28 protein-coding genes are annotated in these 23607 nt (G+C 71.8%); 13 read left to right on the forward strand and 15 right to left on the reverse strand.

The features are described 5' to 3' along the window. Entirely contained in the window at positions 1 to 234 is a 234-nt protein-coding gene (locus HNO83_RS06640; protein WP_175336744.1) for a DUF3073 domain-containing protein, read from the forward strand. An 11-nt stretch (positions 235 to 245) separates the two neighbouring features. Here HNO83_RS06640 and HNO83_RS06645 read toward each other — a convergent pair whose 3' ends face one another. The 8 genes from HNO83_RS06645 to HNO83_RS06680 all read right to left on the reverse strand — a co-directional run bounded on the left by HNO83_RS06645 (position 246) and on the right by HNO83_RS06680 (position 8380). Beyond that, positions 246 to 860, reverse strand: coding sequence for a response regulator (locus HNO83_RS06645; RefSeq protein ID WP_175336745.1), 615 nt, complete (start codon positions 858 to 860; stop codon positions 246 to 248). Further along, positions 857 to 2020, reverse strand: coding sequence for a sensor histidine kinase (locus HNO83_RS20710; protein WP_175336746.1), 1164 nt, complete (start codon positions 2018 to 2020; stop codon positions 857 to 859). The genes HNO83_RS06645 and HNO83_RS20710 overlap by 4 nt, the downstream gene beginning before the upstream one ends. Positions 2021 to 2053: 33 nt before the next feature. Next, entirely contained in the window at positions 2054 to 2797 is a 744-nt protein-coding gene (locus HNO83_RS06655) for an ABC transporter permease (protein WP_175336747.1), read from the reverse strand. Continuing rightward, a complete protein-coding gene (locus HNO83_RS06660) occupies positions 2794 to 3717 on the reverse strand; it encodes an ABC transporter ATP-binding protein (RefSeq protein ID WP_175336748.1) in 924 nt (307 codons plus the stop codon). The genes HNO83_RS06655 and HNO83_RS06660 overlap by 4 nt, the downstream gene beginning before the upstream one ends. Before the next feature lie 81 nt (positions 3718 to 3798). Then, positions 3799 to 5097: a Calx-beta domain-containing protein gene (locus HNO83_RS20715; protein WP_175336749.1), complete on the reverse strand. Its 1299-nt coding sequence runs from the start codon at positions 5095 to 5097 to the stop codon at positions 3799 to 3801. A 122-nt stretch (positions 5098 to 5219) separates the two neighbouring features. Beyond that, complete coding sequence (gene purM / locus HNO83_RS06670; RefSeq protein ID WP_175336750.1) at positions 5220 to 6341, reverse strand: phosphoribosylformylglycinamidine cyclo-ligase; 1122 nt, start codon at positions 6339 to 6341, stop codon at positions 5220 to 5222. A 22-nt stretch (positions 6342 to 6363) separates the two neighbouring features. Continuing rightward, the gene (gene purF, locus HNO83_RS06675; protein WP_175336751.1) at positions 6364 to 7935 is read right to left on the reverse strand and encodes an amidophosphoribosyltransferase; all 1572 of its coding nucleotides are present in this window, start codon (positions 7933 to 7935) and stop codon (positions 6364 to 6366) included. A gap of 28 nt (positions 7936 to 7963) precedes the next feature. Beyond that, entirely contained in the window at positions 7964 to 8380 is a 417-nt protein-coding gene (locus HNO83_RS06680; protein ID WP_249776556.1) for a hypothetical protein, read from the reverse strand. Positions 8381 to 8577: 197 nt separating this feature from the next. On the opposite strand from HNO83_RS06680, the gene HNO83_RS06685 reads away from it, so the two are divergent. The 5 genes from HNO83_RS06685 to HNO83_RS06705 are packed head-to-tail and all read left to right on the forward strand — an operon-like array spanning position 8578 to position 11223. Further along, a complete protein-coding gene (locus HNO83_RS06685) occupies positions 8578 to 8877 on the forward strand; it encodes a hypothetical protein (protein WP_175336753.1) in 300 nt (99 codons plus the stop codon). Next, positions 8874 to 9281: a hypothetical protein gene (locus HNO83_RS06690; protein WP_249776557.1), complete on the forward strand. Its 408-nt coding sequence runs from the start codon at positions 8874 to 8876 to the stop codon at positions 9279 to 9281. The genes HNO83_RS06685 and HNO83_RS06690 overlap by 4 nt, the downstream gene beginning before the upstream one ends. Further along, entirely contained in the window at positions 9278 to 10492 is a 1215-nt protein-coding gene (locus HNO83_RS06695) for an alpha/beta hydrolase (RefSeq protein ID WP_217498799.1), read from the forward strand. The genes HNO83_RS06690 and HNO83_RS06695 overlap by 4 nt, the downstream gene beginning before the upstream one ends. 18 nt (positions 10493 to 10510) lie before the next feature. Next, positions 10511 to 10879, forward strand: coding sequence for a hypothetical protein (locus HNO83_RS06700; RefSeq protein WP_175336754.1), 369 nt, complete (start codon positions 10511 to 10513; stop codon positions 10877 to 10879). Next, on the forward strand, positions 10876 to 11223 hold the full coding sequence (locus HNO83_RS06705; protein WP_175336755.1) for a hypothetical protein: 348 nt from the start codon (positions 10876 to 10878) through the stop codon (positions 11221 to 11223). The genes HNO83_RS06700 and HNO83_RS06705 overlap by 4 nt, the downstream gene beginning before the upstream one ends. On the opposite strand, the gene HNO83_RS06710 is transcribed toward HNO83_RS06705, so the two are convergent. After that, the gene (locus HNO83_RS06710) at positions 11217 to 11573 is read right to left on the reverse strand and encodes a sterol carrier family protein (RefSeq protein WP_175336756.1); all 357 of its coding nucleotides are present in this window, start codon (positions 11571 to 11573) and stop codon (positions 11217 to 11219) included. The two genes, HNO83_RS06705 and HNO83_RS06710, sit on opposite strands and share 7 nt — an antisense overlap. Before the next feature lie 42 nt (positions 11574 to 11615). Here HNO83_RS06710 and purD point away from each other — a divergent pair, with 42 nt between their 5' ends. After that, positions 11616 to 12869, forward strand: coding sequence for a phosphoribosylamine--glycine ligase (purD, locus tag HNO83_RS06715; protein WP_175336757.1), 1254 nt, complete (start codon positions 11616 to 11618; stop codon positions 12867 to 12869). Between the two features lie 87 nt (positions 12870 to 12956). Here the strand turns inward: purD and HNO83_RS06720 are convergent, their stop codons facing one another. Then, entirely contained in the window at positions 12957 to 14201 is a 1245-nt protein-coding gene (locus HNO83_RS06720) for an FAD-binding protein (protein WP_175336758.1), read from the reverse strand. A gap of 181 nt (positions 14202 to 14382) precedes the next feature. On the opposite strand from HNO83_RS06720, the gene HNO83_RS06725 reads away from it, so the two are divergent. The 5 genes from HNO83_RS06725 to HNO83_RS06745 all read left to right on the forward strand — a co-directional run bounded on the left by HNO83_RS06725 (position 14383) and on the right by HNO83_RS06745 (position 17936). Further along, positions 14383 to 14844 (forward strand): DUF6325 family protein, encoded by a 462-nt coding sequence (locus HNO83_RS06725; RefSeq protein WP_175336759.1) that lies wholly within the window; start codon positions 14383 to 14385, stop codon positions 14842 to 14844. A 10-nt stretch (positions 14845 to 14854) separates the two neighbouring features. Continuing rightward, entirely contained in the window at positions 14855 to 15259 is a 405-nt protein-coding gene (locus HNO83_RS06730) for an SHOCT domain-containing protein (protein ID WP_217498801.1), read from the forward strand. 100 nt (positions 15260 to 15359) lie between these two features. Further along, entirely contained in the window at positions 15360 to 16262 is a 903-nt protein-coding gene (locus HNO83_RS06735) for a phosphoribosylaminoimidazolesuccinocarboxamide synthase (protein WP_175336760.1), read from the forward strand. A gap of 57 nt (positions 16263 to 16319) precedes the next feature. Next, positions 16320 to 17024, forward strand: coding sequence for an RraA family protein (locus HNO83_RS06740; protein WP_175336761.1), 705 nt, complete (start codon positions 16320 to 16322; stop codon positions 17022 to 17024). A 33-nt stretch (positions 17025 to 17057) separates the two neighbouring features. Continuing rightward, positions 17058 to 17936, forward strand: coding sequence for a VOC family protein (locus HNO83_RS06745; RefSeq protein WP_217498802.1), 879 nt, complete (start codon positions 17058 to 17060; stop codon positions 17934 to 17936). 53 nt (positions 17937 to 17989) lie between these two features. Here the strand turns inward: HNO83_RS06745 and HNO83_RS06750 are convergent, their stop codons facing one another. Next, entirely contained in the window at positions 17990 to 19657 is a 1668-nt protein-coding gene (locus HNO83_RS06750; RefSeq protein ID WP_175336762.1) for a DHA2 family efflux MFS transporter permease subunit, read from the reverse strand. Between the two features lie 10 nt (positions 19658 to 19667). Then, entirely contained in the window at positions 19668 to 20246 is a 579-nt protein-coding gene (locus HNO83_RS06755; protein WP_175336763.1) for a PadR family transcriptional regulator, read from the reverse strand. A gap of 102 nt (positions 20247 to 20348) precedes the next feature. Between HNO83_RS06755 and HNO83_RS06760 the strand changes: the two genes are divergently transcribed. Beyond that, positions 20349 to 20870 (forward strand): gamma carbonic anhydrase family protein, encoded by a 522-nt coding sequence (locus HNO83_RS06760; RefSeq protein WP_175336764.1) that lies wholly within the window; start codon positions 20349 to 20351, stop codon positions 20868 to 20870. 85 nt (positions 20871 to 20955) lie between these two features. Here HNO83_RS06760 and HNO83_RS06765 read toward each other — a convergent pair whose 3' ends face one another. Genes HNO83_RS06765 through HNO83_RS06775 form a run of 3 tightly spaced genes read right to left on the reverse strand, consistent with a single transcriptional unit; the run spans position 20956 to position 23600 of the window. Further along, complete coding sequence (locus HNO83_RS06765) at positions 20956 to 21558, reverse strand: uracil-DNA glycosylase (protein ID WP_349627099.1); 603 nt, start codon at positions 21556 to 21558, stop codon at positions 20956 to 20958. A gap of 9 nt (positions 21559 to 21567) precedes the next feature. Further along, entirely contained in the window at positions 21568 to 22716 is a 1149-nt protein-coding gene (locus HNO83_RS06770) for a zinc-binding dehydrogenase (RefSeq protein ID WP_349627100.1), read from the reverse strand. Between the two features lie 11 nt (positions 22717 to 22727). Continuing rightward, complete coding sequence (locus tag HNO83_RS06775; protein ID WP_175336767.1) at positions 22728 to 23600, reverse strand: HAD family hydrolase; 873 nt, start codon at positions 23598 to 23600, stop codon at positions 22728 to 22730. Positions 23601 to 23607: the final 7 nt, after the last annotated feature.

Consider the following 23607-nt stretch of genomic DNA (forward strand, 5'->3'; position numbering starts at 1 on the left):
ATGGGGCGCGGCCGTCAAAAGGCAAAGCACACCAAGATCGCTCGTCAGTTGAAGTCGTTCAGTCCGAACGTGAACTACGACGCGCTCGAGCGTGAGCTGACCTCTCACTCCCACGATGAAGACGACCAGTACGCGAAGTGGGCCGACTACGAGCCCGAGGACGCGAGCGAGTCCGACGACGCGTACGACTACGAGGACGAGGACGAGGAGACGGGCACGCCGAAGCGCGCCTAGCGATCCGCTGCTCAGAGCCAGCCCTGCCGCGTCGCGATGGCGACGGCGTCCGAACGGTTGCGAGCGCCCGTCTTCCCGATCGCGCTCGACAGGTGGTTGCGCACCGTCCCCTCGCTGAGGTGGACCCGGCGCGCGATGTCGCCGATCGTCCCCCCTTCGCCCGCCACCGCGAGCACCTCCGCCTCGCGTGCGGTCAGCGGCGACGCGCCGGAGGCGAGCGACTCCGCGGCCAGTGCGGGGTCGACGACCCGCAGTCCGGAGGCCACCCGGCGGACCGCGTCCGCCAACTGGCCGGACGGAGTGTCCTTGACCACGAAGCCGGACGCCCCCGCCTCCATCGCGCGCCGCAGGTAGCCCGGCCGGCCGAACGTCGTCACGATGAGCGACCGGCAGGCGGGCAGCGCCGAACGCAGCTGGGCGGCCGCCTGGATACCGTCCGCTCCCGGCATCTCCACGTCGAGCAGCGCGACGTCGGCCCGGGAGGAGCGGGCCGCCTCCACGACCTCGTCGCCGCGGCCCACCTGCGCGACCACGTCGAGGTCCGGCTCCAGGTCGAGCAGCGCAGCCAGGGCGCCGCGGACCAGCGCCTGGTCGTCGGCGAGCAGCAGGCGTATCGGTTCGGTCACTCGTTCCTCCGAACGGTCAGCAGCGTCCCGCCGCGCGTGCCCTGCCCGACCGCGATGCTCGCGCCCGCCTGAGCGGCCCTGGCCCGCAGCCCGGCGAGGCCGGAGCCGGGCGTCCGCGCGGGCGCGACCGACGACCCGACCGGCGCGGGCGTGCCCGCGAACCCCGTCCCCCGCCCGTCGTCCTCGATGTCGAGCCGGTCCGGGCCGACGGTCACCCAGCAGTTCCGCGAGCCGGAATGGCGGATGACGTTGGTCACCCCCTCGCGCAGCACCCAGCCGAACAGCTCGCGCAGGTCGGGATCGACCTCCTCGCCGTTGCGCGGGAGGTGCGCCTCGATGTCGGCGGCGGCCAGGCTCGCCTGCGCGGACGCGAGCTCGGTCGACAGGCTCATCTCGCGGTAGCCGGCCACGGCCGCGCGCAGGTCCGCGAGGGCGGACCGGCTGAGCCGCTCGATGTCGGCGATCTCCTCGGTCGCGCGGGCCGGATCCACGGGGACGAGCCGGCGCGCCAGCTCCGACTTCACCGTGACCACCGTGAGCGAGTGGCCGAGCACGTCGTGCATGTCGCGCGAGAACCGTGCCCGCTCCTCGATCACGGCGAGCCGCGCGATCTCGCCCTGCGCGTTCCGCAGCCGCCGCAGGGCGTCGATCTGACGGGCGAACGCGCTCATCATCACCCCGATGGAGACGGTGACCAGCGCGACGAACCAGTAGTCCTCGACCGTGCCGCCGATCGTGAAGATCACGAGTTGGAGCGCACCGAGCGCCCCGATGATCCCGAACGCCACGGCCGTCCGCGCCACGACCATCCCGGCGACGCACGCGACGTAGACCCAGGTCCAGCACGCGACCGTTCCGAGCAGCGGGAACAGCGCCAGGGTGAGCGCGAAGTAGAGCGCGAGGCCGATCAGCCGGGTCCGCTCCCGCTCCCACCACAGCAGCGGCGGGAGGATCAGGAAGCCGACGTAGACCACGGCGAGCAGTCCGGTGGCGAGCAGCTTCTGCGCGAGCGGGAGGTCGGAGGTCCACAGCCCGACCAGCACCGACACCTGGTACAGCAGGCCGATCGCCGCGCCGGGATACCAGCGGTACGCCGAGGGGTGGACGAGGCGGGCGAGCGGTCCGGCCGGCCGGACCTCCTGCACCTCGCTCGAGAACACGTTGCCCACCTTAGATCAGCCGGGCCCGGCGGATCAGCCGCGGGCCGCGTCGCGCCGGTAGCGCCACACGATGAGGCCGCCGAGGGCGAGCGTCCACGCCGCCAGCACGATCGCCGGAGTGATCGCGTCCCCGCTCTGCAGCGCACCCAACTGGCCGACCCGGTTGAGCCAGTACGACGGCACCGCCTTCGCGACATCCGCCACCCAGGCGGGGAAGAGCTGCAGCGGGACCCACAGTCCGCCCAGCACCGCCATGCCCATGAACACCGCCATGAACAGCGGCTGCGCGAACTCCGGCTTGGCCAGCTGGCCGACCAGGATGCCGAGCAGCGCGAACGGGATGACGCCGCACCAGATCCCGAGCCCGGCGAGCACCCAGCTGCCCATCGGAAGGTCCGGATGGTACAGCGCGATCGAGACGGCGACGATGACCAGGATGCTGAACAGCGCGAGCGCGAGGGCCGCGACGAGCTTCGACACCAGGTAGCCGGTGCCGCTCAGCGGGGTGATCCGCAACTGGCGGTTCCAGCCGATCGAGCGCTCCGTGACGATCTGGAACGCCTGCGACAGCGCGGCCATCATGCCGCCGTACGCGGCGACCTGGATGGTGGTGACGACGATCCACGGCAGGCGCGTGGCCGCATCCACCTGTCCCGCCCCTCCGAACGTGCCGCCGAACGCGAGCAGCATGACGAGCGGCACGGCGAGGGTGAAGATCATGGACCGCATGTTCTTCAGCTGGCGGAGGGACTCCCGCCCCAGGTAGGCGATGCTCATGAGAGGGCTCCTTCGGTGTCGCGCGCCTCGGTGAGGGCGAGGAAGGCCTCGTCCATGGTGTGCGCGGTCACTTCGATGTCGTGCAGGTCGGGATGGGCGGTCAGCAGGGCGCGCAGGGTCGCGTCGGAGTCGTCGCTGACCAGGGTGATCCGGTCGCCGTGCCGCTCCGCGCTGCGCACGCCGGGGAGCGCGAGCAGCTCCGCGCGGGCCGACGGCGTCGCCGGCGAGTCGGAGGTCGCCCGGATGCGTCGCCCGGAGACGACCGCCTTCACCTCGGCCGGGGTGCCGTCGGCGACGATGCGCCCGCGGGCCATCATGACGATCCGGTCGGCGTACTCGTCGGCCTCGTCGAGGTAGTGGGTGGCGAAGACGACGGTGCGGCCGGCGTCGGTGAACTCGCGCATCGACTGCCAGAACGTGCGCCGCGCCTCCACGTCCATGGCGGCGGTCGGCTCGTCCAGGAAGAGCAGGTCGGGGTCGGAGACGACCGCGACGGCGAAGCGGGCGCGCTGGAGTTGGCCGCCGGAGAGCTTCGCGACCCGCTGGCGGGCGATCTCGGTGCAGCGGGCGCGCTCCAGCGCCTCGGCGACGGTCAGCGGATGCCGGTGCGCCGACGCGACAAGGGCGACAGACTCGGCCACGGTGAGGGTCGGCAGCAGCGCGCCGCCCTGCAGCATCGCGCCGACGCGTCCCTCGCGGACCGCGGCGATCGGCGGCGCCCCGAAGAGCTCCGCGTCGCCCGAGGTGGGCCGGGCGAGGCCCAGCGCGAGGTCGATGGTGGTGGACTTGCCGGCGCCGTTGGGTCCGAGCAGGGCGACGACCTCGCCCCGGTGGATGGTCAGGTCGACGCCGTCGACGGCCGTGAGCGCGCCGAAGGTCTTGCGCAGGCCGGTGAGGCGGATGGCGGGTGTCGTGTTCACCCTCTCAGCGTGGCGGCGGCACGCACCGGGTGAGCAGACCGGGTGTCAGGATCCGGGGGTGACGTTTGTCACGGGCGCGGATCAGGGGCGCGCGCCGCGCATCCCCGCTGCCCGGACCAGGCCGAGGATGCCCGCGATGCCGCCGCCGGTGACGAGCACGCCGCCCAGGAGGAACGCGAGGTCCTGTCCTACGTTCGTGAGCGTGCCGGTGGCGGTGGCCGTCGGATCGTCCGCCGGGAGCGCGGAGGACGCGCTCGTCCCGCTCGCGCCGCCTCCGACGCGAGGAGTCCCGGCGGGGGCCGCCGCAGGCGTGGTCGCGGGCACCGCGGGCAGCACGACCGTCGCGGATGCGGTCGCGACGGCGGCGGACGCGCGCTGCAGCAGCACGAAGAAGGTCGCTGCGGGCGAGCCGGCCGGTCGCACGGCCAGCGGCACGCGCACCGTGGCGGAGGTCTGCCCGTCGGCCAGGATCACGGTGATGGCGACGGCGGTGTAGTCCGTGCCGGCGCGGGCCGATCCGTCGGCCGTCATCACGTCGACCGTCACCGAGCCCTCGGCCGTGGCCCGGGAGACGGTGATCAGGACGCTGCTGCTGCCCGTGACGACCGAGTCGGCGGCGACCGTGAGCGGTGCGCTCGATGCCGCGGCCGTGAACGTCGCGGTGGCGGACGAGGCGAGCAGGGCGGAGCCCTGGGTCGGCTGGTAGGTCGCGGTGACCGTGTGCGTGCCCGAGCCGCCGACCGGAAGCTCCGCGCGTGCGACGCCGGCCGCCGAGACCGGCGAGGTCACGGGAGCGGCGCCGTCCAGCCAGAACGCGACCGTTCCGGTGTCCGGAGCGGCGAGCATCATCCGGGAGACCGTTGCGGAGACGACGGCCGTGCCGCCGGAGGCGACCGTGTCGGGAACGCTCAGCGTGACGGAGGTGGCCGCGGTGCAGGCGGGCGCGCCCGCGAAGTCGGCGACGCCGTCGCCGAGGCGCCAGGCGAGGTCGGGCTCGGCCGCGCCGTCCACGGTCAGCAACCAGACACCGTGGTGCTCCCCCGGCGCGAACGAGGTCGGCTGGCCGCGATCCGCGGCACCGGCGGTGAGGTCGTTGCTGCCCGACGCGGCCGGGATGTCGACGGGAGCGGATGCGGTGGACCGGTACCCGAGCACGACGGTGCGGGAGGTGACGGCGCCGAGCGGCGCATCCTGGACGCAGTCGACCAGCGGCACCAGGGCGCTGGCCACCGCGGTTGCGGGCGCTGCGGCCGCGGGTGTCGCGGTCGCGGGTGTCGCGGTCGCGGGTGTTGCGGCCGCGGGGGCGACGCCGAGCAGCGTCGCGATTCCCGCGAGGGTGAGCGAGCACGCCAGGCGGAGGCGGGCGTGCGGTCGGCTCACAGCGTCACTCTAGCGACGACGGGCCCGCGCCGCCCCGCCCAGAAAGGGTGACGCGCCGGATCCGTGGGACGCGACACGCCGCGAGCCGCCGCGCCGGACGGCGTGTTGCGACCCTTCGAGCGTCAGGCGGCGTACGCGCCAACCAGGCGGACCGCCCCGCCGTCGACGCCCTTCGCCCCCTGCTCGAAACCGGTCAGGTCGCGTGCGGCGGTCGAGACCGTTCCCGCACGCCAGGTCGGGATGCCGTCGGCCGTGATCGCGGCAGCCACCGCGTCCGCGGCCTCCGGGGCGACGACCGCGAACATCCCGATGCCGAGGTTCCAGGTGCCCTCGCTCGACTCCAGGCTCGTGCCGGCGAGGCCGCTCAGGATGCGGAACACCGGGGTGGGCGACCACGTCGAGCGGTCCACCTCGACCCACGAGCCGACCGGGAGGACGCGAGCGAGGTTCGCCGCGATGCCGCCGCCGGTGACGTGGCTGAGCGAGTGGACGGCGCCCGCGAGCGACGGGTCCTGCAGCACGCGCAGCAGCGGCGCGGTGTAGAGGCGGGTCGGCTCCAGCAGCGCCTCGCCGACGGTGCCGCCGAAGTCGTCGGAGTGGTCGGTGAAGCCGATGCCGCGGGCGGCGAGGATGTGGCGCACCAGCGAGAAGCCGTTCGAGTGGAGGCCGGACGACGCGAGCGCGAGCACGACGTCCCCGTCCGTCACGCGGTCGGCGCCGAGCACCGCATCCGCCTCGACGGCGCCCACCGCGGCTCCCGCGACGTCGTAGTCGTCCGGGCCCAGAAGGCCGGGGTGCTCCGCCGTCTCGCCGCCGACCAGGGCGGTGCCGGTCTGCTCGCACGCCCGCGCGATGCCCTCGACGATCGCCGCGATCCGCTCCGGCACGACCTTGCCGCAGGCGATGTAGTCGGTCATGAACAGCGGCCGGGCGCCCACGACGACGATGTCGTCGACGACCATCCCCACCAGGTCCTGGCCGATGGTGTCGTGCTTGTCGAGCGCCTGCGCGATGGCGACCTTGGTGCCGACGCCGTCGGTGGACGTGGCCAGCAGCGGGCGCCGGAAGTCGCGCAGAAAGGACACGTCGAACAGCCCCGCGAACCCGCCGACGCCGCCCAGCACCTCCGGGCCGTGCGTGCGGCCGACCGCGGCCTTCATCAGCTCGACGGCGCGGTCACCGGCCGCGGTGTCGACGCCGGCTGCGGCGTAGGAGGCGGAGGAGGAAGCGGTGGAGTCGGTCACCGCTCCATCGTATCGGGGGAGGCTACTCCTGGCGGCCGGGGTCGCCGAAGGAGAGCAGCGGCTCGAGCTCGGCGTCCGGGCCGGGCTCGCACCCGTCGGACGTGGCGTCGGAGCCGTCGTCGGTGGGGGCCACGACCGGGCGCTCGAGCAGGTTCTTGCCGAGGTGGTGCGCGTCGGGAAGCTCGATCGGGTACTTGCCCGTGAAGCACGCGGTGCACAGGCGTTCGCGCGGCTGCTCGGTCGCGTCGATCATCCCGTCTTCGGAGAGGTAGCCGAGGCTGTCGGCGCCGATCGACTGGCGCACCTCCTCGACGCCCAGACCGGTTGCGATCAGCTCGGCGCGGGAGGCGAAGTCGATGCCGTAGAAGCACGGCCAGGTGATGGGCGGGCTGGAGATGCGCACGTGCACCTCGGCGGCGCCGGCCTCCCGCAGCATGGAGACCAGGGCGCGCTGCGTGTTGCCGCGGACGATGGAGTCGTCGACGACCACGAGCCGCTTGCCCTTGATGACCTCCTTCAGCGGGTTCAACTTCAGCTTGATGCCGCGCTGGCGGATGGTCTGCGACGGCTGGATGAAGGTGCGGCCGACGTAGGAGTTCTTGACCAGGCCCTGCCCGAACGGGATGCCGGACGCCTGGGCGTACCCGATCGCCGCCGGGGTGCCGGACTCGGGGGTCGGGATGACGAGGTCGGCCTCGACGGCGTGCTCGCGCGCCAGCTGGCGGCCCATCTCGACCCGGGCCTCGTACACGCCACGGCCCGCGATGGTGGTGTCGGGACGGGCGAGGTAGACGTACTCGAAGACGCATCCGGCGCGCTTCTCGGTGGCGAAGCGCTGCGAGCGCAGGCCGTTCTCGTCGATGGCGATCAGTTCGCCCGGCTCGACCTCGCGCACGAAGCTCGCGCCGACGATGTCGAGCGCCGCCGTCTCGGACGCGACGACCCAGCCGCGCTCCAGGCGGCCGAGCACCAGCGGGCGGACGCCCTGCGGGTCGCGCGCGGCGTACAGGGTGTGCTCGTCCATGAAGACGAGGCAGAAGGCGCCGCGCAGCTTGGGCAGCACCTCCAGAGCGGTCGACTCGAGCGTGTGGTCGAGGTCGCCGGTGAGCAGCGCCGTCACGACCGCGGTGTCGGTCGTGTTGCCGCGGGAGAGCTCGCCGTCGTGCTGCGGGTAGCGCTCGTGGACCAGCTGCATGAGCTCGGCGGTGTTGGTCAGGTTGCCGTTGTGGCCGAGGGCGACGGTACCGCTGGCCGTCGAGCCGAGCGTCGGCTGCGCGTTCTGCCAGCTGGAGGCGCCGGTCGTCGAGTAGCGCGCGTGGCCGACGGCGATGTGGCCGGGCAGCGAATTCAGCGCGTTCTCGTTGAAGACCTGCGAGACCAGCCCCATGTCTTTATAGATGAGGATCTTGTCGCCGTCGCTCGTCGCGATGCCGGCCGACTCCTGCCCGCGGTGCTGCAGAGCGTAGAGGCCGAAGTAGCTGAGCTTCGCGACCTCCTCGCCCGGAGCCCAGACGCCGAAGACGCCGCAGGCGTCCTGCGGCCCCTTCTCGCCGGGAAGAAGATCGTGACTGAGAAGACCGTCGCCTCCGGCCACAGCGGACCCCTTTCAGGAATCGGGATGTTCAGCTCTGCGTGTCGCTCGGGGTGGTGCTGGTGCCGGGCTCCGGCTGCGAGCCGTCCTGCCGCGCGGGCGGCTCGGCGGTCTCGGGGATGCGCACGTCGATTCTATCCGCCTGCACGGTGCGCGCCCGACGGCCGGTGGCCCGGTCGACCAGCAGCGCGACGACGGAGCCGACGGCGACGCCCACGGCCACGCCGATGGCCAGCAGGAACCCGAAGACCGAACCGCGGTCGTACGTCGGGTTCTCCGGGAACGCGAACGTCAGGATGAGCGCGACGATCGCGAAGAGCACGGCCCCGGTGATCATGAAGCGGAAGTACCGCGGCGAGCGCCGCACCCGCACCTCGGCCGGGGTGACCGTCTCCTCCAGCCCGTCGGGCTGCGGCGTCTGCTCCGGGTCGGCCGGGCTGTCATTCATGGGCCCATTTTCCCAGATCGAAACTGAACGCTCGTCGGGCGTCATGGAAGCGGGGGTGCTGCGTCTGTAGGGATAAAGGGGCAATTGGAGGGGACCGGGGTGGCGATGTGTCGGCGGGTTGTCGTGGTGCGCTCGTCGTGGCGCTTGCCGCGGGGGTTACGAGCAGTCTGAGTGGCTGTTGGGTTTTTCGAGGCGTAGTGAACCAGCAGCTGACCACGAAGGAGAACTTAGTGAATCAGCGGAAGGTGGCCGAGCAGATCATCCCGGACTACCCCAATCCGGCGCTCGAATCCATCCGGTTCACGAATGCGGGCCACATCAATGGCAGCGGCGGGTGGTCCGCAAACGCGGTCGTGACGATCGATGGAAAGGAATACCAAGAGATTCTTGGAACGCTCGTTTCCGGAGGCGACGTCTTCCCGACGATTCCGCCGGGGTCGAAACCCGATCCGGTCACGGTCATCTACAGCGACGGCACATCGGAGGTATTGAAGTGACGCACCGCTATCTGTACGGGCGATTAGTCGCGGCAGTGCTTGCCGTAACCATCGCCGCAGGAGCCACGAGCGGCCTGAGCGGCTGTTCGGTCTTTGGAGGAATCGTGAACCAACAGCTATCCACGGAGGGCAACCTCGCGAACCAGCGGAAGGTGGCCGAGCAGACCATCCGCGACTACCCGAGTCCCGAGTTGGAATCCATCCGATTCACAAGTGAGGGGCACGTCAACGGTGCTGGCGACTGGAACGCCAACGCTATCGTCACGATCGAGGGGAAGGAGTATCGAGAACTTCTCGGAATCCACCTGTCCGGGGGCGACATCTTTCCGACACTTCCCCCGGGCTCAATGGCCGGACCGGTCACCGTCACGTATAGCGATGGCACGTCGGAGGTGATGAAATGACCACCGACAAAGACTTCGGCGATATAGCCAATGGTGCTTACAACGCAGACCCTCTTTGGACGAACCCTCCCTGGGAGAAAGGGCAGGGCATTCCTCCGTCCAATCCACGATTTCAGATCGTGGAGGAGCCGGTGAGTGATCCGGTGACGGGTTTTCAGGCGATCACCGTGGCGCCCCTGCTGCCGGATGGGAGGCCTGACCTCTCGCAGATCTACGTCTCCTTCGCCGGGACGAATCCTGCCCATCATGCCGACCTCAACAGCGACGCGCAGACGGTCATCGCGGGCAAGCTGTCGGCGACGCAGGTGGAGCAGGCGTTGAAGTACGCCGAGGCGATACGCGCCCAGTATCCCGGAGCGGACTTCACGGCGGTGGGTCACTCCCTGGGTGGCTTCCTGGCGATGCTGGTCGCCGCGGAGAAGCGATGGTCGTGCACCAGCTTCAACGGCCCCGACCCGTGGGATCAGCTGTCCCCTGAGGCGAGGAAGTGGTTGAAGGAGTTGATCGCCGCGAATCCGGACGCGTTCCGCAACTTCGTGAACGAGTGGGATGCGATCGGCAACTCCCACGGCAACGGCACCGGCGCTGCCATCTATGTCACAGGCAAGCCCTTCCAGGGTCTGTTCGATAACCACAATCTCTCCTCCGGATTCGACTTCGACGAGACCGGCCGGATCGAGGGAGCCGGCGTGGCCGCCCGGAACGGGTACGAGATCATGGAGAACCTCCTCCACGGGGTCCCGCAGAGGCTTCGGGAACCACTCGCCGCCCTCGGCGCCGGGGCCATGGCCGCCCTCCAGATCCCGGTGATCGGGGAAGGCGTCGGCCGGTCCGTGTCCACGGTCATGGTCATGATCGACACCATGGCGGCGACGTCCTTGGCCTCCACCATCGTCAGCGCCGCCGACATCCTGACCAGCATCAAGTCCGTGAACGAGGGACTGGCCGCACGGCTGCAGCTGAACCTGCTGGAGGCCAAGAGCAACGCCTACACGATCCCGTATCTCACCGAGGCCGACATCGAGAACTGCGTCGCCGTCGAACGGCTCCGCGTGGAGGACAACCTCGACCACCAGGCCGTCGACGCGGTCAACCGCCGCCTCGACGACCACGTGGACACCATCCACAAGCTCTACGACGGCATCACCAAAGCGCTCCTCCACGCCGGCGAACAAGACGCACGCTGGGCAAACGCATTCGGCGGACGATAGGAAGACGAGGAACCGACGATGTCCGACTTCACAGACCAGGGCGAACTCGCGCGCCAGAACCTGGAAGACCTGATCGCCGGAATCGGCGAGGGCCTGGAAGGAGCCGCAGAGGCCGTGAGGGCGGGGATCGACGGCCTGATCCATTCCGCCGCGGTAGGAATGCTGCACGCGATGCTGCCGCCGATGGTCCACTTCAAGAACGCCACGACAAGGGCCACCGCGTGGACGGCAGTGCAGGCGCTCACGGCGGAGGCCGCTCTCACCGTGACCGGCGCGCGCGTGCACAACGCCATCCTCGCCGGGCAGGTCGCCCAGAAGGTGGAGCAGGGCGTGGAGCACATCACCGCGAACCTTGACTACGCCGGTGGGGTGAACAGCATCACATGACCGAGCACACCACTTTCCGCGAGCTCGAAGACGCTCACGACCGCGAGGCTTCGGCAGCGCGCGACCGGATCGAGCAGGCGGAGGAGCACATCCACTACTACCGCTCGCAGATGATCCGCATGCAGGAGCACTTCTACGACATCGCACGCTCCGCGGGCGTCCAGGACGACCCCCGGTTCCAGCACGAACTGCGGCGTGTAACCACTCAGATCGATGACAACGTGTCGGAGGCGACCCGGGTGGTCATCCGCTTCGACGATGAACGCACGGAGATGACCACTCGGCACCGGCGAGAACGGGAGGAGCTCCGGGAACGCCTGCGACAGACCGGCGCGGCTCAGTAGCGCAGCGGCACCAGGCCCTCGAGGGAGGCGCGCTGACCCGACGCGTGGATGCTGCCGGTGGCGACCCCCTCGTCCCACGTCAGCGCGCCCGACGCCAGCGCGAGGAATGTCGCGGCGTCGGTCTCGATGACGTTGGGCGGCGTCCCGCGCGTGTGCCGGGGACCGGGGATGCACTGCACGGCGCCGAACGGCGGCACGCGCACCTCGACGGTGTTGCCGGGGGCGCGTTCCGCCAGCAGCTGCAGGAGGTAGCGCACGGCGGTCGCCGTGGTGTTCCGGTCGGCTCCGCCCGCGACGGCGGCGCGCACGGCGGGGCCGCCGACCTCGTCCGCGATCTTCGCTCTGGCCATGTGGACCATCCTTCCACGCGCGAGTTCTCTACCATGGGGGGCGTGAAGATCCTCATCCTCGGTTCCGGTGCCCGTGAGCACGCCATCATCACCGCGCTGCTGGCCGAGGAGGAGCAGCACGACATCGTCGCGGCGCCCGGCAACGCCGGCATCGCGCAGGACGTGCGCGTGGAGCCGGCGCTCGACCCGCTCGACGGCCAGGCGGTGACCGAGTACGCGATCGAGAACGGCATCGAGCTGGTCGTGATCGGCCCGGAGGCCCCACTGGTCACCGGCGTCGCCGACCCGCTGCGCACGCGCGGCATCCCGGTGTTCGGTCCGGGCAAGGCGGCGGCGCAGCTGGAGGGGTCGAAAGCGTTCGCGAAGCGGATCATGGACGCCGCCGGCGTCCCCACGGGCCGTGCGGTGCGCGCGGAGACGCTCGCCGAGGCGGAGCGCGCGCTCGACGAGTTCGGCGCCCCGTACGTGGTTAAGGCCGACGGGCTGGCCGCCGGGAAGGGAGTGCTGGTCACGGAGGAGCGCTCAGCCGCGGTGGAGCACGCGACGCACTGGCTGCGGCACGGCGGCGTGCTGGTGGAGGAGTTCCTCGACGGCCAGGAGGTGTCGCTCTTCCTGGTCAGCGACGGGCACGACGTCCTCCCGCTGTCCCCGGCGCAGGACTACAAGCGGCTGCTCGACGGCGACGCCGGACCCAACACCGGCGGGATGGGCGCCTACTCGCCGCTTCCCTGGCTGCCCGACACCTTCGTCGACGAGGTGATCGAGACCATCGCGCTGCCGACCGTCCGCACCCTGGCGAAGGAGCAGACGCCGTTCATCGGGCTGCTCTACTGCGGCCTCATCGTCACCGACCGCGGCATCCGGGTGATCGAGTTCAACGCGCGCTTCGGGGACCCGGAGACGCAGGTCGTCCTCCCGCGCCTGGTCACCCCGCTGTCGTCGCTGCTGTACGCGGCGGCGACCGGCGGCCTCGGCGGGATGCCGCGTCCCGAGTTCGCACTCGACACCGCGGTCACCGTGGTGCTGGCCAGCGAGGGCTACCCGGAGGCGCCGATCACCGGGCGGCCGATCACGGGCCTCGCCGAGGCGGCAGGCGTTCCCGAAGTGACGATCGCGCACGCCGCGACCGCGCGCGACGAGAACGGCGCACTCATCGCGACCGGCGGCCGCGTGCTGTCGGTCGTCGCCCGCGGCACCGGCTTCGCCGAGGCCCGAGCGCGCGCCTACGAGGCGCTGCACCACATCCACCTCGAGGGCGCCCACTACCGCACCGACATCGCCGCCCGCGTCTCGTGAGCCCTCCCCCGCCGCCGACAGCTCCTGAGTTCTTCGAGCGAAACGCCGCGTGCGGCTCGAAGAACTCAGGAGCTGTTGGCTTGGGGATCAGGCGAGGAGGCGGGTGAGGTACGGGTTGCGGAAGCGGGCGGCGGGGTCGAAGCGCTCGGTGAGGGCGCGGAAGTCGGCCAGGCGCGGGTAGAGGGTCGGGACGACGCGGTCGCGGTCGACGAAGAGCTTTCCCCAGTGCGGCCGCGCGCCGAGCGGGAGGAGCTCCGCCTCGAGCTGCGGGAGCACCGCCTCGACGCCCTGCTGGTCGCGCACCCAGGTGAAGTGGAGGCCGACCACGTCGGTCTCGTAGGCGCTCGACAGCCACAGCTCGTCCGCGGCGACGGTGCGGATCTCGGAGATCTGCAGCAGCGGGGCCACCACGGGCGCGAGCCGGCGCACCGCCTCGATCGCCTCCACCGCCCGCGCCCGCGGCACCAGGTACTCGGACTGGATCTCCTCGCCGTTCGACGGGGTGAACGCGAAGCGGAAGTGCGCCAGCCGCTCGCTCCACGGGCCCACGATGCCGAGCTGATCCGTGGTGTTGCGCACGTCCATCGTCGGGATCATGTGGCGCGGCTCGGTCAGGGCGGGAGCGCCGAAGAAGTCGTCGCCGACGAGCGGCTCGACGCCGTCGAGCTCCTTCAGCCAGGCGAGCGAGACGGCGGGCTCGTCCCACGTCGTGAACAGGCTCACGCTGTACGCGGCCGACGTGACCTCGTCGAAGCGGCCGAGCACGGCATCCCACGGGACACCGCCGAACAGCCGCTGCCGCGCGTCGTAGGTGGGCCGGATGTCCAGGGTCACCTCGGTCACGACGCCGAGCGCGCCGAGACCGACCACCGCGCCGTCGAAGCCCTCGTCGCCGCGTCGCAGGTCGACCAGTTCGCCCGTGCCGTCCAGGATGCGGAGGCCGGAGACCGCGGTCGCCAAGTTGCCGTTGCGGTCGCCCGACCCGTGCGTCGCCGTGGCGATCGCGCCGGCGACCGAGATGTGCGGGAGCGAGGCGAGGTTGTGCAGGGCCCAGCCGGCTTCCTGCAGCCCGTGGGCGAGGTCGCCGTAGCGCACGCCGCCGCCGACGGTCACCGTGCGCGCGGTCTCGTCGATGCGGATCCCGCCGGGCAGGTCGGCCGTGCTGACCAGCAGCCCCGGCGTGTCCGCGAGGTCGTTGAACGAGTGCCGGCTGCCGAGCGCCCGCACCTCCGGGGCGCCGAGGACGAGGTCGCGCAGCTCTTCCACCGACCGCGGCCTCGCGAGTGACGCCGCCCGGTACTCGTAGTTGCCCGCCCAGTTCATCGTAGCCATCGGTCCTCCTCGATCCGCCCGGGAAGCGGCGGTCCGCCTCCTGTCGACTCGTCCCAGTCTAGGGAGGCGGCGGGCGCGGCACGGGCCGTCCGGCGCCTGCGAAAGAGTGCGTAGCCAGGCCCGCCGGGCCCGCAGTATGGTGCCCGTGAACAGCGGGGTGGACCGCGGGAAAGGGGCAGAGATGGCCGAATTCGAGTACGGTCCGGCGGAGTTCATGGTCGCGCAGTTCGACACGGACAGACCGTCGGCGGGGGTCGTGGATGCGATCCTCGAACTGGTCGACAGCGGCACGGTCCGCCTGCTCGACCTGGTCTTCATCGAGCGGCACGCCGACGGCGGTGTCGACATCATCGAGCTGGATGAGATGGACGGCGACATCGGGCTGAGCGACATCACCCTCGACGCGAGCGGCATCGCGGGCGACGAGGACGTGCAGGAGATCGCCCAACTGCTCCAGCCGGGTTCGACGGGCGCGATCCTCGTGATCGAGCACCGGTGGGCGAAGGAGCTGGCGAGCCGCTTCTTCGAGTCGGGCGGCGTCGTCCTGCACAGCGAGCGCATCCCCGCGCCCGTGCTGAACGCGGTCGCCGCGGAGGCGTACGACGAGCTCGAGAGCGACGAGCTCGAGACCACGGAGAGCTGAGGAGGAGACCATGCCGTTGAGACGGATCGGACGCCCGGGATTGATCGGGATGGCGGCGCGCACGGCGGTCGTCGCGGGAACGGCCTCGGCTGTGGCCGGCGGTGTGCAGCACCATCAGCAGCAGAAGTACCAGGCACAGGCCGACCAGCAGGCGGCGGAACAGCAGCAGGCGTACGAGCAGCAGCAGGCCGCGGCCCAGCAGCAGCAGTACGAGCAGCAACAGCAGCAGGCGAAGATGCAGCAGATGGCCCAGGAGGCCGCGGCCCAGCAGCTCGCCGCACAGCAGCAGGCCGCGCCTGCGGCCGGCGGCGGCGACGACATGATGGCCCAGCTGCAGCAGCTCGCCACCCTGCACACGCAGGGCGTGCTCACCGACGACGAGTTCGCCGCCGCCAAGGCGAAGCTGCTCGGCTGACGGCTGCGGCGCCCGCGCGCCCGACGGGCCCCTGCCCGGCGGGCGCCGCTCTGCGCCCGGCCGCACACGGCCGCACACGGCCGCACCGTACGATGGTCGGGTGAGCGAACTTCCGGGATGGGTCCACGTCTACTCGGGCAAGGTGCGCGACCTGTACGTGCCCGAGGGCGCGACGGGCTTGGCCGACACCGACAGCGTCCTCGTCGTCGCCAGCGACCGGGTGAGCGCGTTCGACCACGTGCTCGAGCCGGGCATCCCGGGCAAGGGCGAGCTGCTCACCACGCTGAGCCTGTGGTGGTTCGACCAGCTCGACGACGTCCCGAACCACCTCGTCCCCGACCACGTGCTGGACGGCGAGCAGGTCGTGGAGCGCATCCCGGCCGAGGTCTCGGGACGCTCGATGCTGGTGAAGCCGCTCGACATGTTCCCGATCGAGTGCGTCGTGCGCGGGTACCTGACCGGCAGCGGCTGGGCGGAGTACCGGGCGTCGCAGAGCGTGTGCGGCATCCCGCTGCCGTCCGGCCTGCAGAACGGAGACCGCCTCCCCGAGCCGATCTACACGCCGGCGTGGAAGGCCCCGCTCGGCGAGCACGACGAGAACATCAGCTTCGAACGCACCGTCGAGCTGGTCGGGCCCGACATCGCCGACGAGCTGCGCCGTCTCTCGCTGCACGTGTACGAGCGCGGCGCCGCCATCGCCGAGCGGCGCGGCGTCATCATCGCAGACACGAAGTTCGAGTTCGGGGCCGACCGTGCCACCGGTGAGATCACCCTCGCCGACGAGGTGCTGACCAGCGACTCCAGCCGGTACTGGGATGCGGCCGCGTACGCCGCCGGGGCGACGCCCGAGGAGCGCATGGCGAGCTTCGACAAGCAGATCGTGCGCGACTGGCTGGCGGCGAACTGGGACAAGACCGGCACCCCGCCGCAGCTGCCCACCGAGGTCGTGGAGCGCACCGCGGCACGTTACCGCGAGCTCCTGGAGCGCCTGACCGGGGACTGACCCGGGCGCACCCGCCGCATGCCGAGTTGCGCATACCGGGCGGTATAGCGTCGCGTCATGGCCGCCGAATCCACCACCGAACCCTCCGCAGTGCCCGCCACCGCTGCGATCGCCGACGCCGCCGTGCGTCTCGGGATCGCCGTGCACACGGCTCCCGTGAGCCTGGTCGCGCTGCTCCCGGGCCGCCCGTTCGCCGGGCCGGCCGCCCCGGTCACGCACCTCGGCAGCGTGGATGTGCTGCTGGAGACGATCGACGACGCCCCGCCCGGCGCGGTGCTGGTGGTCGACAACGGCGGCCGCGACGACGAAGCCTGCGTCGGCGACCTCATGCTGCTGGAGGCGCGCGAGGCCGGGATGGCCGGCGCCGTCATCTGGGGCCGTCACCGCGACAGTGCGCAGCTGCGCGAGATCGGGCTGCCCGTGTTCAGCCGAGGGTCGCACCCGTTCGGACCGCGGCGGGTACCGCCCGCCGGCACCGCGATGCGGTCCGCGTTCCTCGACGGGGTGACCGTGACCGCCGACCATTGGGTGGTCGGGGACGACGACGGAGTGCTCGTGCTGGCCGCGGGCGACCGCGAGCAGCTGTTCGCGGAAGCCCTTCGCATCCAGACGGTCGAAGGCGCGCAGGCCGAGCGCATGCGCACGGGATCGTCGTTGCGCGACCAGCTCGACTTCGCCCGCTACCGCCACCGCCAGGCCGAGGACCCGACGCTCACCCTCCGCCGCTACCTCGCCGAGACCGGCGGCGCGATCGAGACATGAAATAGTCCCGGTCGGGCGGGTGTTCTGCTCTACATGTCCGATCTCCTGCCCGCCGACTCCGCCATGGGCGCCGTCACCCTCCGCGTCGCCGACCTCGACGCCATGACCCGCTACTACCGCGACGCCGTCACGCTGAGCGTGCTCGCCGCCGAGGGCGACCGGGTCATCCTGGGCCGCGGCGCGACGCCCGCGGTGATCCTGGTGCACGCGCCGGAGCTGCGGCACGCGTCGCCCGGCCAGGCGGGACTCTTCCACACCGCGATCCTGTTCGACACGCAGGAGGCCCTGGCGGCCGCGGTGTACTCGGTGGCCCGGCGCGCGCCCGGCACCTTCACCGGCAGCGCCGACCACCTGGTGAGCACGGCGTTCTACTTCACCGACCCGGAGGGGAACGGCGTCGAGCTGTACTGGGACCGCGACCGCAGCCAATGGAGCTGGACGCACGGCCAGGTCGAGATGGCGACGCTCTACCTCGACCCCAACGGCTTCCTCGAGGAGCACCTCACCGAGCGCGCGCTCGCCCTCGCCCAGGAGGACGGCGCCACCCCGTTCGGCGACGCGGGCGTCGGCCACGTGCACCTCTCCGTGGGCGACGTCGAGTCGGCCCGCACGTTCTACGTCGACCGGCTCGGCTTCGAGACGACGGCCGCGCTCGGCGGGAGCGCCCTGTTCGTGAGCGCGGGCGGCTACCACCACCACATGGCGATGAACACGTGGAACAGCCGCGGCGCGGGGCGCCGGCAGCTGGCGCTCGGGCTCGGCGAGGTGGAGATCCGGGTGCCGTCCTCGGACGACGTCGGCGAGCTGAGCGAGCGGATGAAGCACTACGGCATCGCGTCGCGCGACGACGGGAGGTCGGTCACGTTCGACGATCCGTGGGCGAACGCGGTAAGGGTGGTCTCGGCGGCCTGAGACGCGGAGGAGGTCGCAGCCGGTTCGGCTGCGACCTCCTTTTCGTGTGCGGGTCAGTCCGCGACGGGTGCGGCGTGCACGCCGTGCGGCGGCTCCTCCCCCGGGGCGGCGTCGGTCGCGGGCGCGATGTCCGCGGCGTGCGATCCGTGCGCGACGGCGTCCACCGGCACCGGGGCGGCGTGCGCGCCGTGCGTCGGCTCGGCGGCCCCGGCAGCGGCGGCTGCCTCCGCCGGAGCACCGGCGGCGGCGGGCTTGGCCCACGCCGGCGGCTTCGGCCGCTCCCACCACACCACGACGAGCGCACCCAGGAACGCGACGGCCGCGGGCAGCAGCAGCGCCTCCGACATCGCCTGCGTGAAGCCGGCGTGCAGGAACTGCGGCAGCTCCGTACCCGCCGCGGCCTCGCTGGCGTTGGCCGCGCCGCCCGGCGCCTTGGGCAGGTCGACGGCGAGGCGGCCCGAGATGAGGGCGGCGATGGATGCGCTTCCCAGCACCGCGCCGATCTGGCGCGTGGTGTTGAAGACCCCCGAACCGGCTCCGGCCTGGTTCATCGGCAGGTTGCGGGTCGCGGTGGTGGAGATCGGTCCCCAGACGCCCGACATCGCGATGCCCATGAGGGCGCTCGGGATGAGCAGCAGGAAGATGTTCACATCCGGCGACAGCATCCTGGAGTAGAGGAACAGCGCGAACGCGAACAGCACCAGTGCAGGGGTGGCGATGTTGCGCGGGTTCACGCGGTCGATCAGGCGGCCGACGAACGGCGCGAGCACGCCGGAGAAGATCGCCGTGGGGGCGAGCATCAGCGCGGACTCGGTCGGGGTCAGGCCTCGCACGGTCTGGAAGTAGAACACCAGCGGGAGCGCCATACAGGTGACGGCGAAGCCGACCGTGGTGATCGCACCGTTCGAGAGCGAGAAGTTGCGGTCGCGGAACAGCGGCAGCGGGAGCAGCGGCTCCTTCTTGTTGAACGCCTGCCAGACGACGAACGCGGCGAGCACCACGATGCCGGCGATGATGAGCCCCCACACCGAGATCGGGCCCCAGATGACGCCCCAGTCGTAGGTGCTGCCCTCCTGGATGCCGAACACCAGCAGGAACATGCCGACGGCCGAGAGGACGACGCCGAGGATGTCGAAGCTGTGGGTGTGCGTCGGCAGCTTCGGCACCAGGCGCATCGCCAGGATGAACGCCACGATGCCGACGGGCACGTTGATGAAGAAGATCCACTCCCATCCCAGGCTGTCGACGAGAACGCCGCCGAGCAGCGGGCCGACCAGGGTGGCGACACCGGCCACGGCGCCCCACAGGCCCATGGCCGCACCGCGGCGCTCGGGCGGGAAGATGCGGGTGATGACGGCCATCGTCTGCGGCGTCATCAGCGCCGCGCCGAGGCCCTGCACGACGCGGGCCGCGATCAGGATGCCGATGTGGCCGGCGAAACCGCACCAGGCGGAGGCCGCGGTGAAGATGACGAGGCCGATCAGGTAGAGGTTCTTCGGGCCGAACCGGTCGCCGAGCCGCCCGGTGATGAGCAGCGGGACGGCGTAGGCGAGCAGGTAGGCGCTCGTCACCCAGATGACGGAGTTGTAGTCGGTGCCGAGGTTCAGGCCCTTCATGATCGACGGGTTCGCGACGGACACGATGGTCGTGTCGATCAGGATCATGAAGAACCCGATGACGAGGGCCCAGAGGGCCGGCCAGGGCTTCAGTTGACGTTCCATGGTTCTTCTCTCAGTGCTCGTCCTCGGACCAGGACACTACGCCCGATTCGAGGTCTGCGATCAGGGATTCCAGCAGATCGGCGTCCGCCGCCGCCAGCGCGCGCTGGTAGCGGACGTCGACCCAGTACTTGGCGGGGACACCGCGCTGGGTGAGGTGCTCGACGGCGTCCTCCAGGACCGCCGTGTCGGCCCGGATGAGCGAGACCCGCTTGCGCAGGAGCGCGACGACGGTCTCGAGCGGGAGGTTGTGCGCCTCGCCCAGACCGAGCGGGAACTCGGGGTACTCGTTGACGGGCGTGCCGATGATCTCGGTGATCCGCTCGCCGAGGGAACGCGTGCCCTCGTCCGTGATCTCGTAGGTGGTGCGCTCGGGCCGGTTGCCCTCGCGTTCGGTGCCGGTCGCGCGGACGAGGCCGTGGGCCTCCAGCCGGTCGACCGTGTGGTACAGCGAGCCGGGGCGCACTTTGACCAGGCGGTCCTCCGAGCGCTGCATGAGCGTCTGGTACATCTCGTACGGATGCGACGGACGCTCGGCCAGCAGCGCGAGCGCGGCGACGGCGAGGGGGGTGAGGGTGTGTGGTTCGGCCATCTCGACTTCCAGTTCGATTATTCCAAGAGGAATATACGGTACGGAACAGTGAACGGTCAAGGGCGGTAGCGTGACATCCGTCCGACAGGAAAGGAATCGCCGATGCTTCTCTCACTCCCCGGAGACCGCGCGCCGCGCGTCGCGGACGACGCCTGGGTTGCACCGAACGCGACCGTCGTCGGCGACGTCACGCTGGCACCGGGCTCGAGCGTCTGGTACGGCGCGGTGGTGCGGGCCGACAACGCGCCCATCGTCATCGGGCGCGACTCCAACCTCCAGGACAACGTGTCGGCGCACGTCGATCCCGCGTTCCCGCTGACGGTCGGGGAGCGGGTGTCGGTCGGTCACAACGCGGTGCTGCACGGCTGCACGATCGAGGACGACGTGCTGATCGGGATGAGCGCGACCGTCCTCAACGGAGCCTGCATCGGTACCGGGTCGCTGGTGGCCGCCGGCGCCGTCGTGACGCAGGGAGCCGACATCCCGCCGCGCTCACTGGTCGCCGGGGTGCCGGCCAAGGTGCGCCGCGAGCTCACCGACGAGGAGCTGCGCGGCATCGCCCAGAACGCCGCCGTCTACCTGGACAAGGTGGCCCAGCACCGCCAGGCCACCCCCCTCGGCTGAGCGGCCGCCCGCCGAGTTGCGACATCTTGTCCCCACTCGGCGAAGATTGCCGCGATTACTCACGTGTCGGCGTCGGGGGCGGGGGTCAGGAATCGCGCATGGCCCGGTTCAGGGCGAGGAGCTGATCGGTGAACATCCGCGCTCCGCCCTGGGCGGGGTGGCGGATCGCCGGCGCCTCGATGCCGGCCTCGGCGAGCGCGCCCTGCGCCTTCCGGCCGACGGCGACCACGGTCTCGATGCCGAGCGACTCGATGAGCTCCAGGGCGACAGGGCCGCCCGCGCGCACCTCGGAGGAGCGCGGCGTTCGGTTCGTCTGCGGCTTCCCCGCCACGAACGGGTGGTGCGGGTAGACCGGCCACGACAGCGGGAGGGGGCCCCGCCACTGCGCCATGGTCTGCCAGAAGACGCGGCTCGACGCCTCCCACGGTGCCTGCGGCTCCGGCGGCAGCTCCAGCCCCGGCAGCACCCCGGCCTCCACCTCGCGGACGGAGGTGAACGGCACGCCGGTGACGGTCATCCCGCGCCAGCCGGGCGCCTCCCCGAGCAGCAGGACGGGCGCGTGCGGCCCCTCCAGGTAGCGCCGGAGGTTGCGCTCCCGCAGCCGCCCGAGCTCGTCGTCGCCGTACAGCAGCTCGGCGTCCGCGGGCTCCGGCACGGCCCGGATGAGATCGAAGAAGCGGTCGAACACCACCCCAGGCTACGGCCGCACCGCGACCCGCGGGTGCGTCGTCGCGGCGAGCGCCCGATCCACCTCGGCCAGCGGGAAGGTCTCCCCGACCTGCTCGGCGAACGGGTAGCGCTGCCACGTCTCGGCGAGGAAGCGGACCGCCTGCTCCAGGTGGCGCGGCGCATAGTTGTGGACGCCGCGGATCGTGAGCAGGCGCCGCACGAGCTGCTCCGGCACGATCCCGAGCTCCGGCCCGGGGCAGACCGACCCCACGAGCACGAGCACCCCGCCGACGTCGACCGCGGCGAGCAGGGAGCGGACGGCGGAGGGGTTGCCGGAGAGCTCCAGCGCGATCGTCGGCGCCGGCGCCCGGCCGCCCGCCTTCGCCAGCACGGAGGCGAGACCGGAGGGGGAGCCGGCGGCGGCGCGCGGGTCGGCCACGCCGATGGCGCCGAAGGCGAGCGCCGCCTCCCTGCGCTCGGGCAGCGGCTCGCTCACGACGACGCGGGCGCCGGCCTCCGTCGCCATCGCGGTCGCGGTGAGGCCGAGCATCCCGGCGCCGGCGACGAGCACGAGCGCGCCCTCAAGCGGGACGATGACGGACGCGGCCTCCAGGGCTGCGGCCACGGTCGCCGTCGAGCAGGAGGCCGGGGCGAGCACCTCCGCCGGGATGTCGTCCGGGACCCGCACGAGCGGGGTCCCGTCGAGGATGTGGGTGTGCGTGGCGAAGCCGCCGGACAGCTCCCAGCCGCGGCGCATCCGCTCGTGGCCGTACTTCTGGAGGCCTGCGCACTTCTGCGGAAGGCCGCGTCGGCAGCGGGCGCAGCGCCCGCACGGCACCGCGACCGACCAGACGACGCGCTCGCCCAGCGAGACGCGGTGTCCGTCGGTCGTCTTCGCGCCGCCGCGGCCGAGCGCGACGACGCGGCCGACCTGCTCGTGGCCGAGCACCAGCGGCGCCTGCGCCTGCCGGTGGCCGAGCACAGTGTGCACGTCGGAGCCGCAGACGGTCGCGAGCTCCACCTCCACGAGCACGTCCCCCGGCGCCAGGCGCACGCCGGGCACGGCGACCGCCTCGTGGGCGTGCCCCTCCCCCGGCCACACCATGGCGGTGGCGGACGGATACACGCTGACCCCCATCCCCAGGCGCGCCGGCGGCTCCACGACGCGCGGGGTCACCGCCTTGACCGTCACCGGGCGCCGAGCCCGGCGAGGTCGTGGTAGCCGAGGAGCTCGGGGAGGTCGGCAACACTGGGCAGCACGGCGTCGGCCCCGGCATCCAGCAGGGTGCGTTCGTCGTGCGCACCGGTCAGCACGCCGACGACGAGCCCGGCACCGGCGGCGATGCCCGACGCGATGTCGGCCGGGGTGTCGCCGACGACGACCATCCCCTCGACGCTGGAGGTGCCGGTGCGCAGCAGGGCCGTCAGAGGGAGATCGGGGAATGGCCGGGCGCGGCCCGCGTCGTCCGCGCTCAGCGCCACGTCGGCGACGTCACGCCAGCCGACGGCGGCGAGCACCGCGTCCTGGGCGGTCTGCGACAGGCCGGTCACGAGGGCGACCTTGACGCCGGTGGCGCGGAGGAGCCGGATGACGTCCTCGGCGCCCGGGACGGCTCCGAGGCCGCCGACGGCGGCGATGTCTGCATATGCGGACGAGAACACGGCGGCGGCGTGCTGCGCCTGGTCGTCGTCGCCCGTCAGGGTGCGGAACACCGCGAGAGGCGACCGGACGACGGCCTGGCGCGCGAAGTCCAGGGCGTCCTGACGGGCGGCCGGGGCCGGAGCGATCCCTGCAGCGTCGGCCGCGCGCTCGAAGGCGCGCTCCACCAGCCCGTCGTCGAGCAGGGTCGTGCCCGCGAGGGAGAGCACGACGAGCTCCAGGTCGGCGAGGTCGTCGTCCCGGCCGTCGTCGCCGCGGTCCTCCGCCCGCACGGCCGCGTCGTCGTCGAGGCCGTCGTCGAAGGCGTCCCAGTCCTCGTCGTCGGTGGATTCCGTCCCGAAGCCCGTCGCCTCCACGGTCACGTCGTCGAACTCGCTGGTGATGCGGCCGTCAGGGGTCATGGTGGTG

The sequence above is a fragment of the Leifsonia sp. C5G2 genome (assembly GCF_013359685.1).
Lineage (GTDB): Bacteria > Actinomycetota > Actinomycetes > Actinomycetales > Microbacteriaceae > Leifsonia.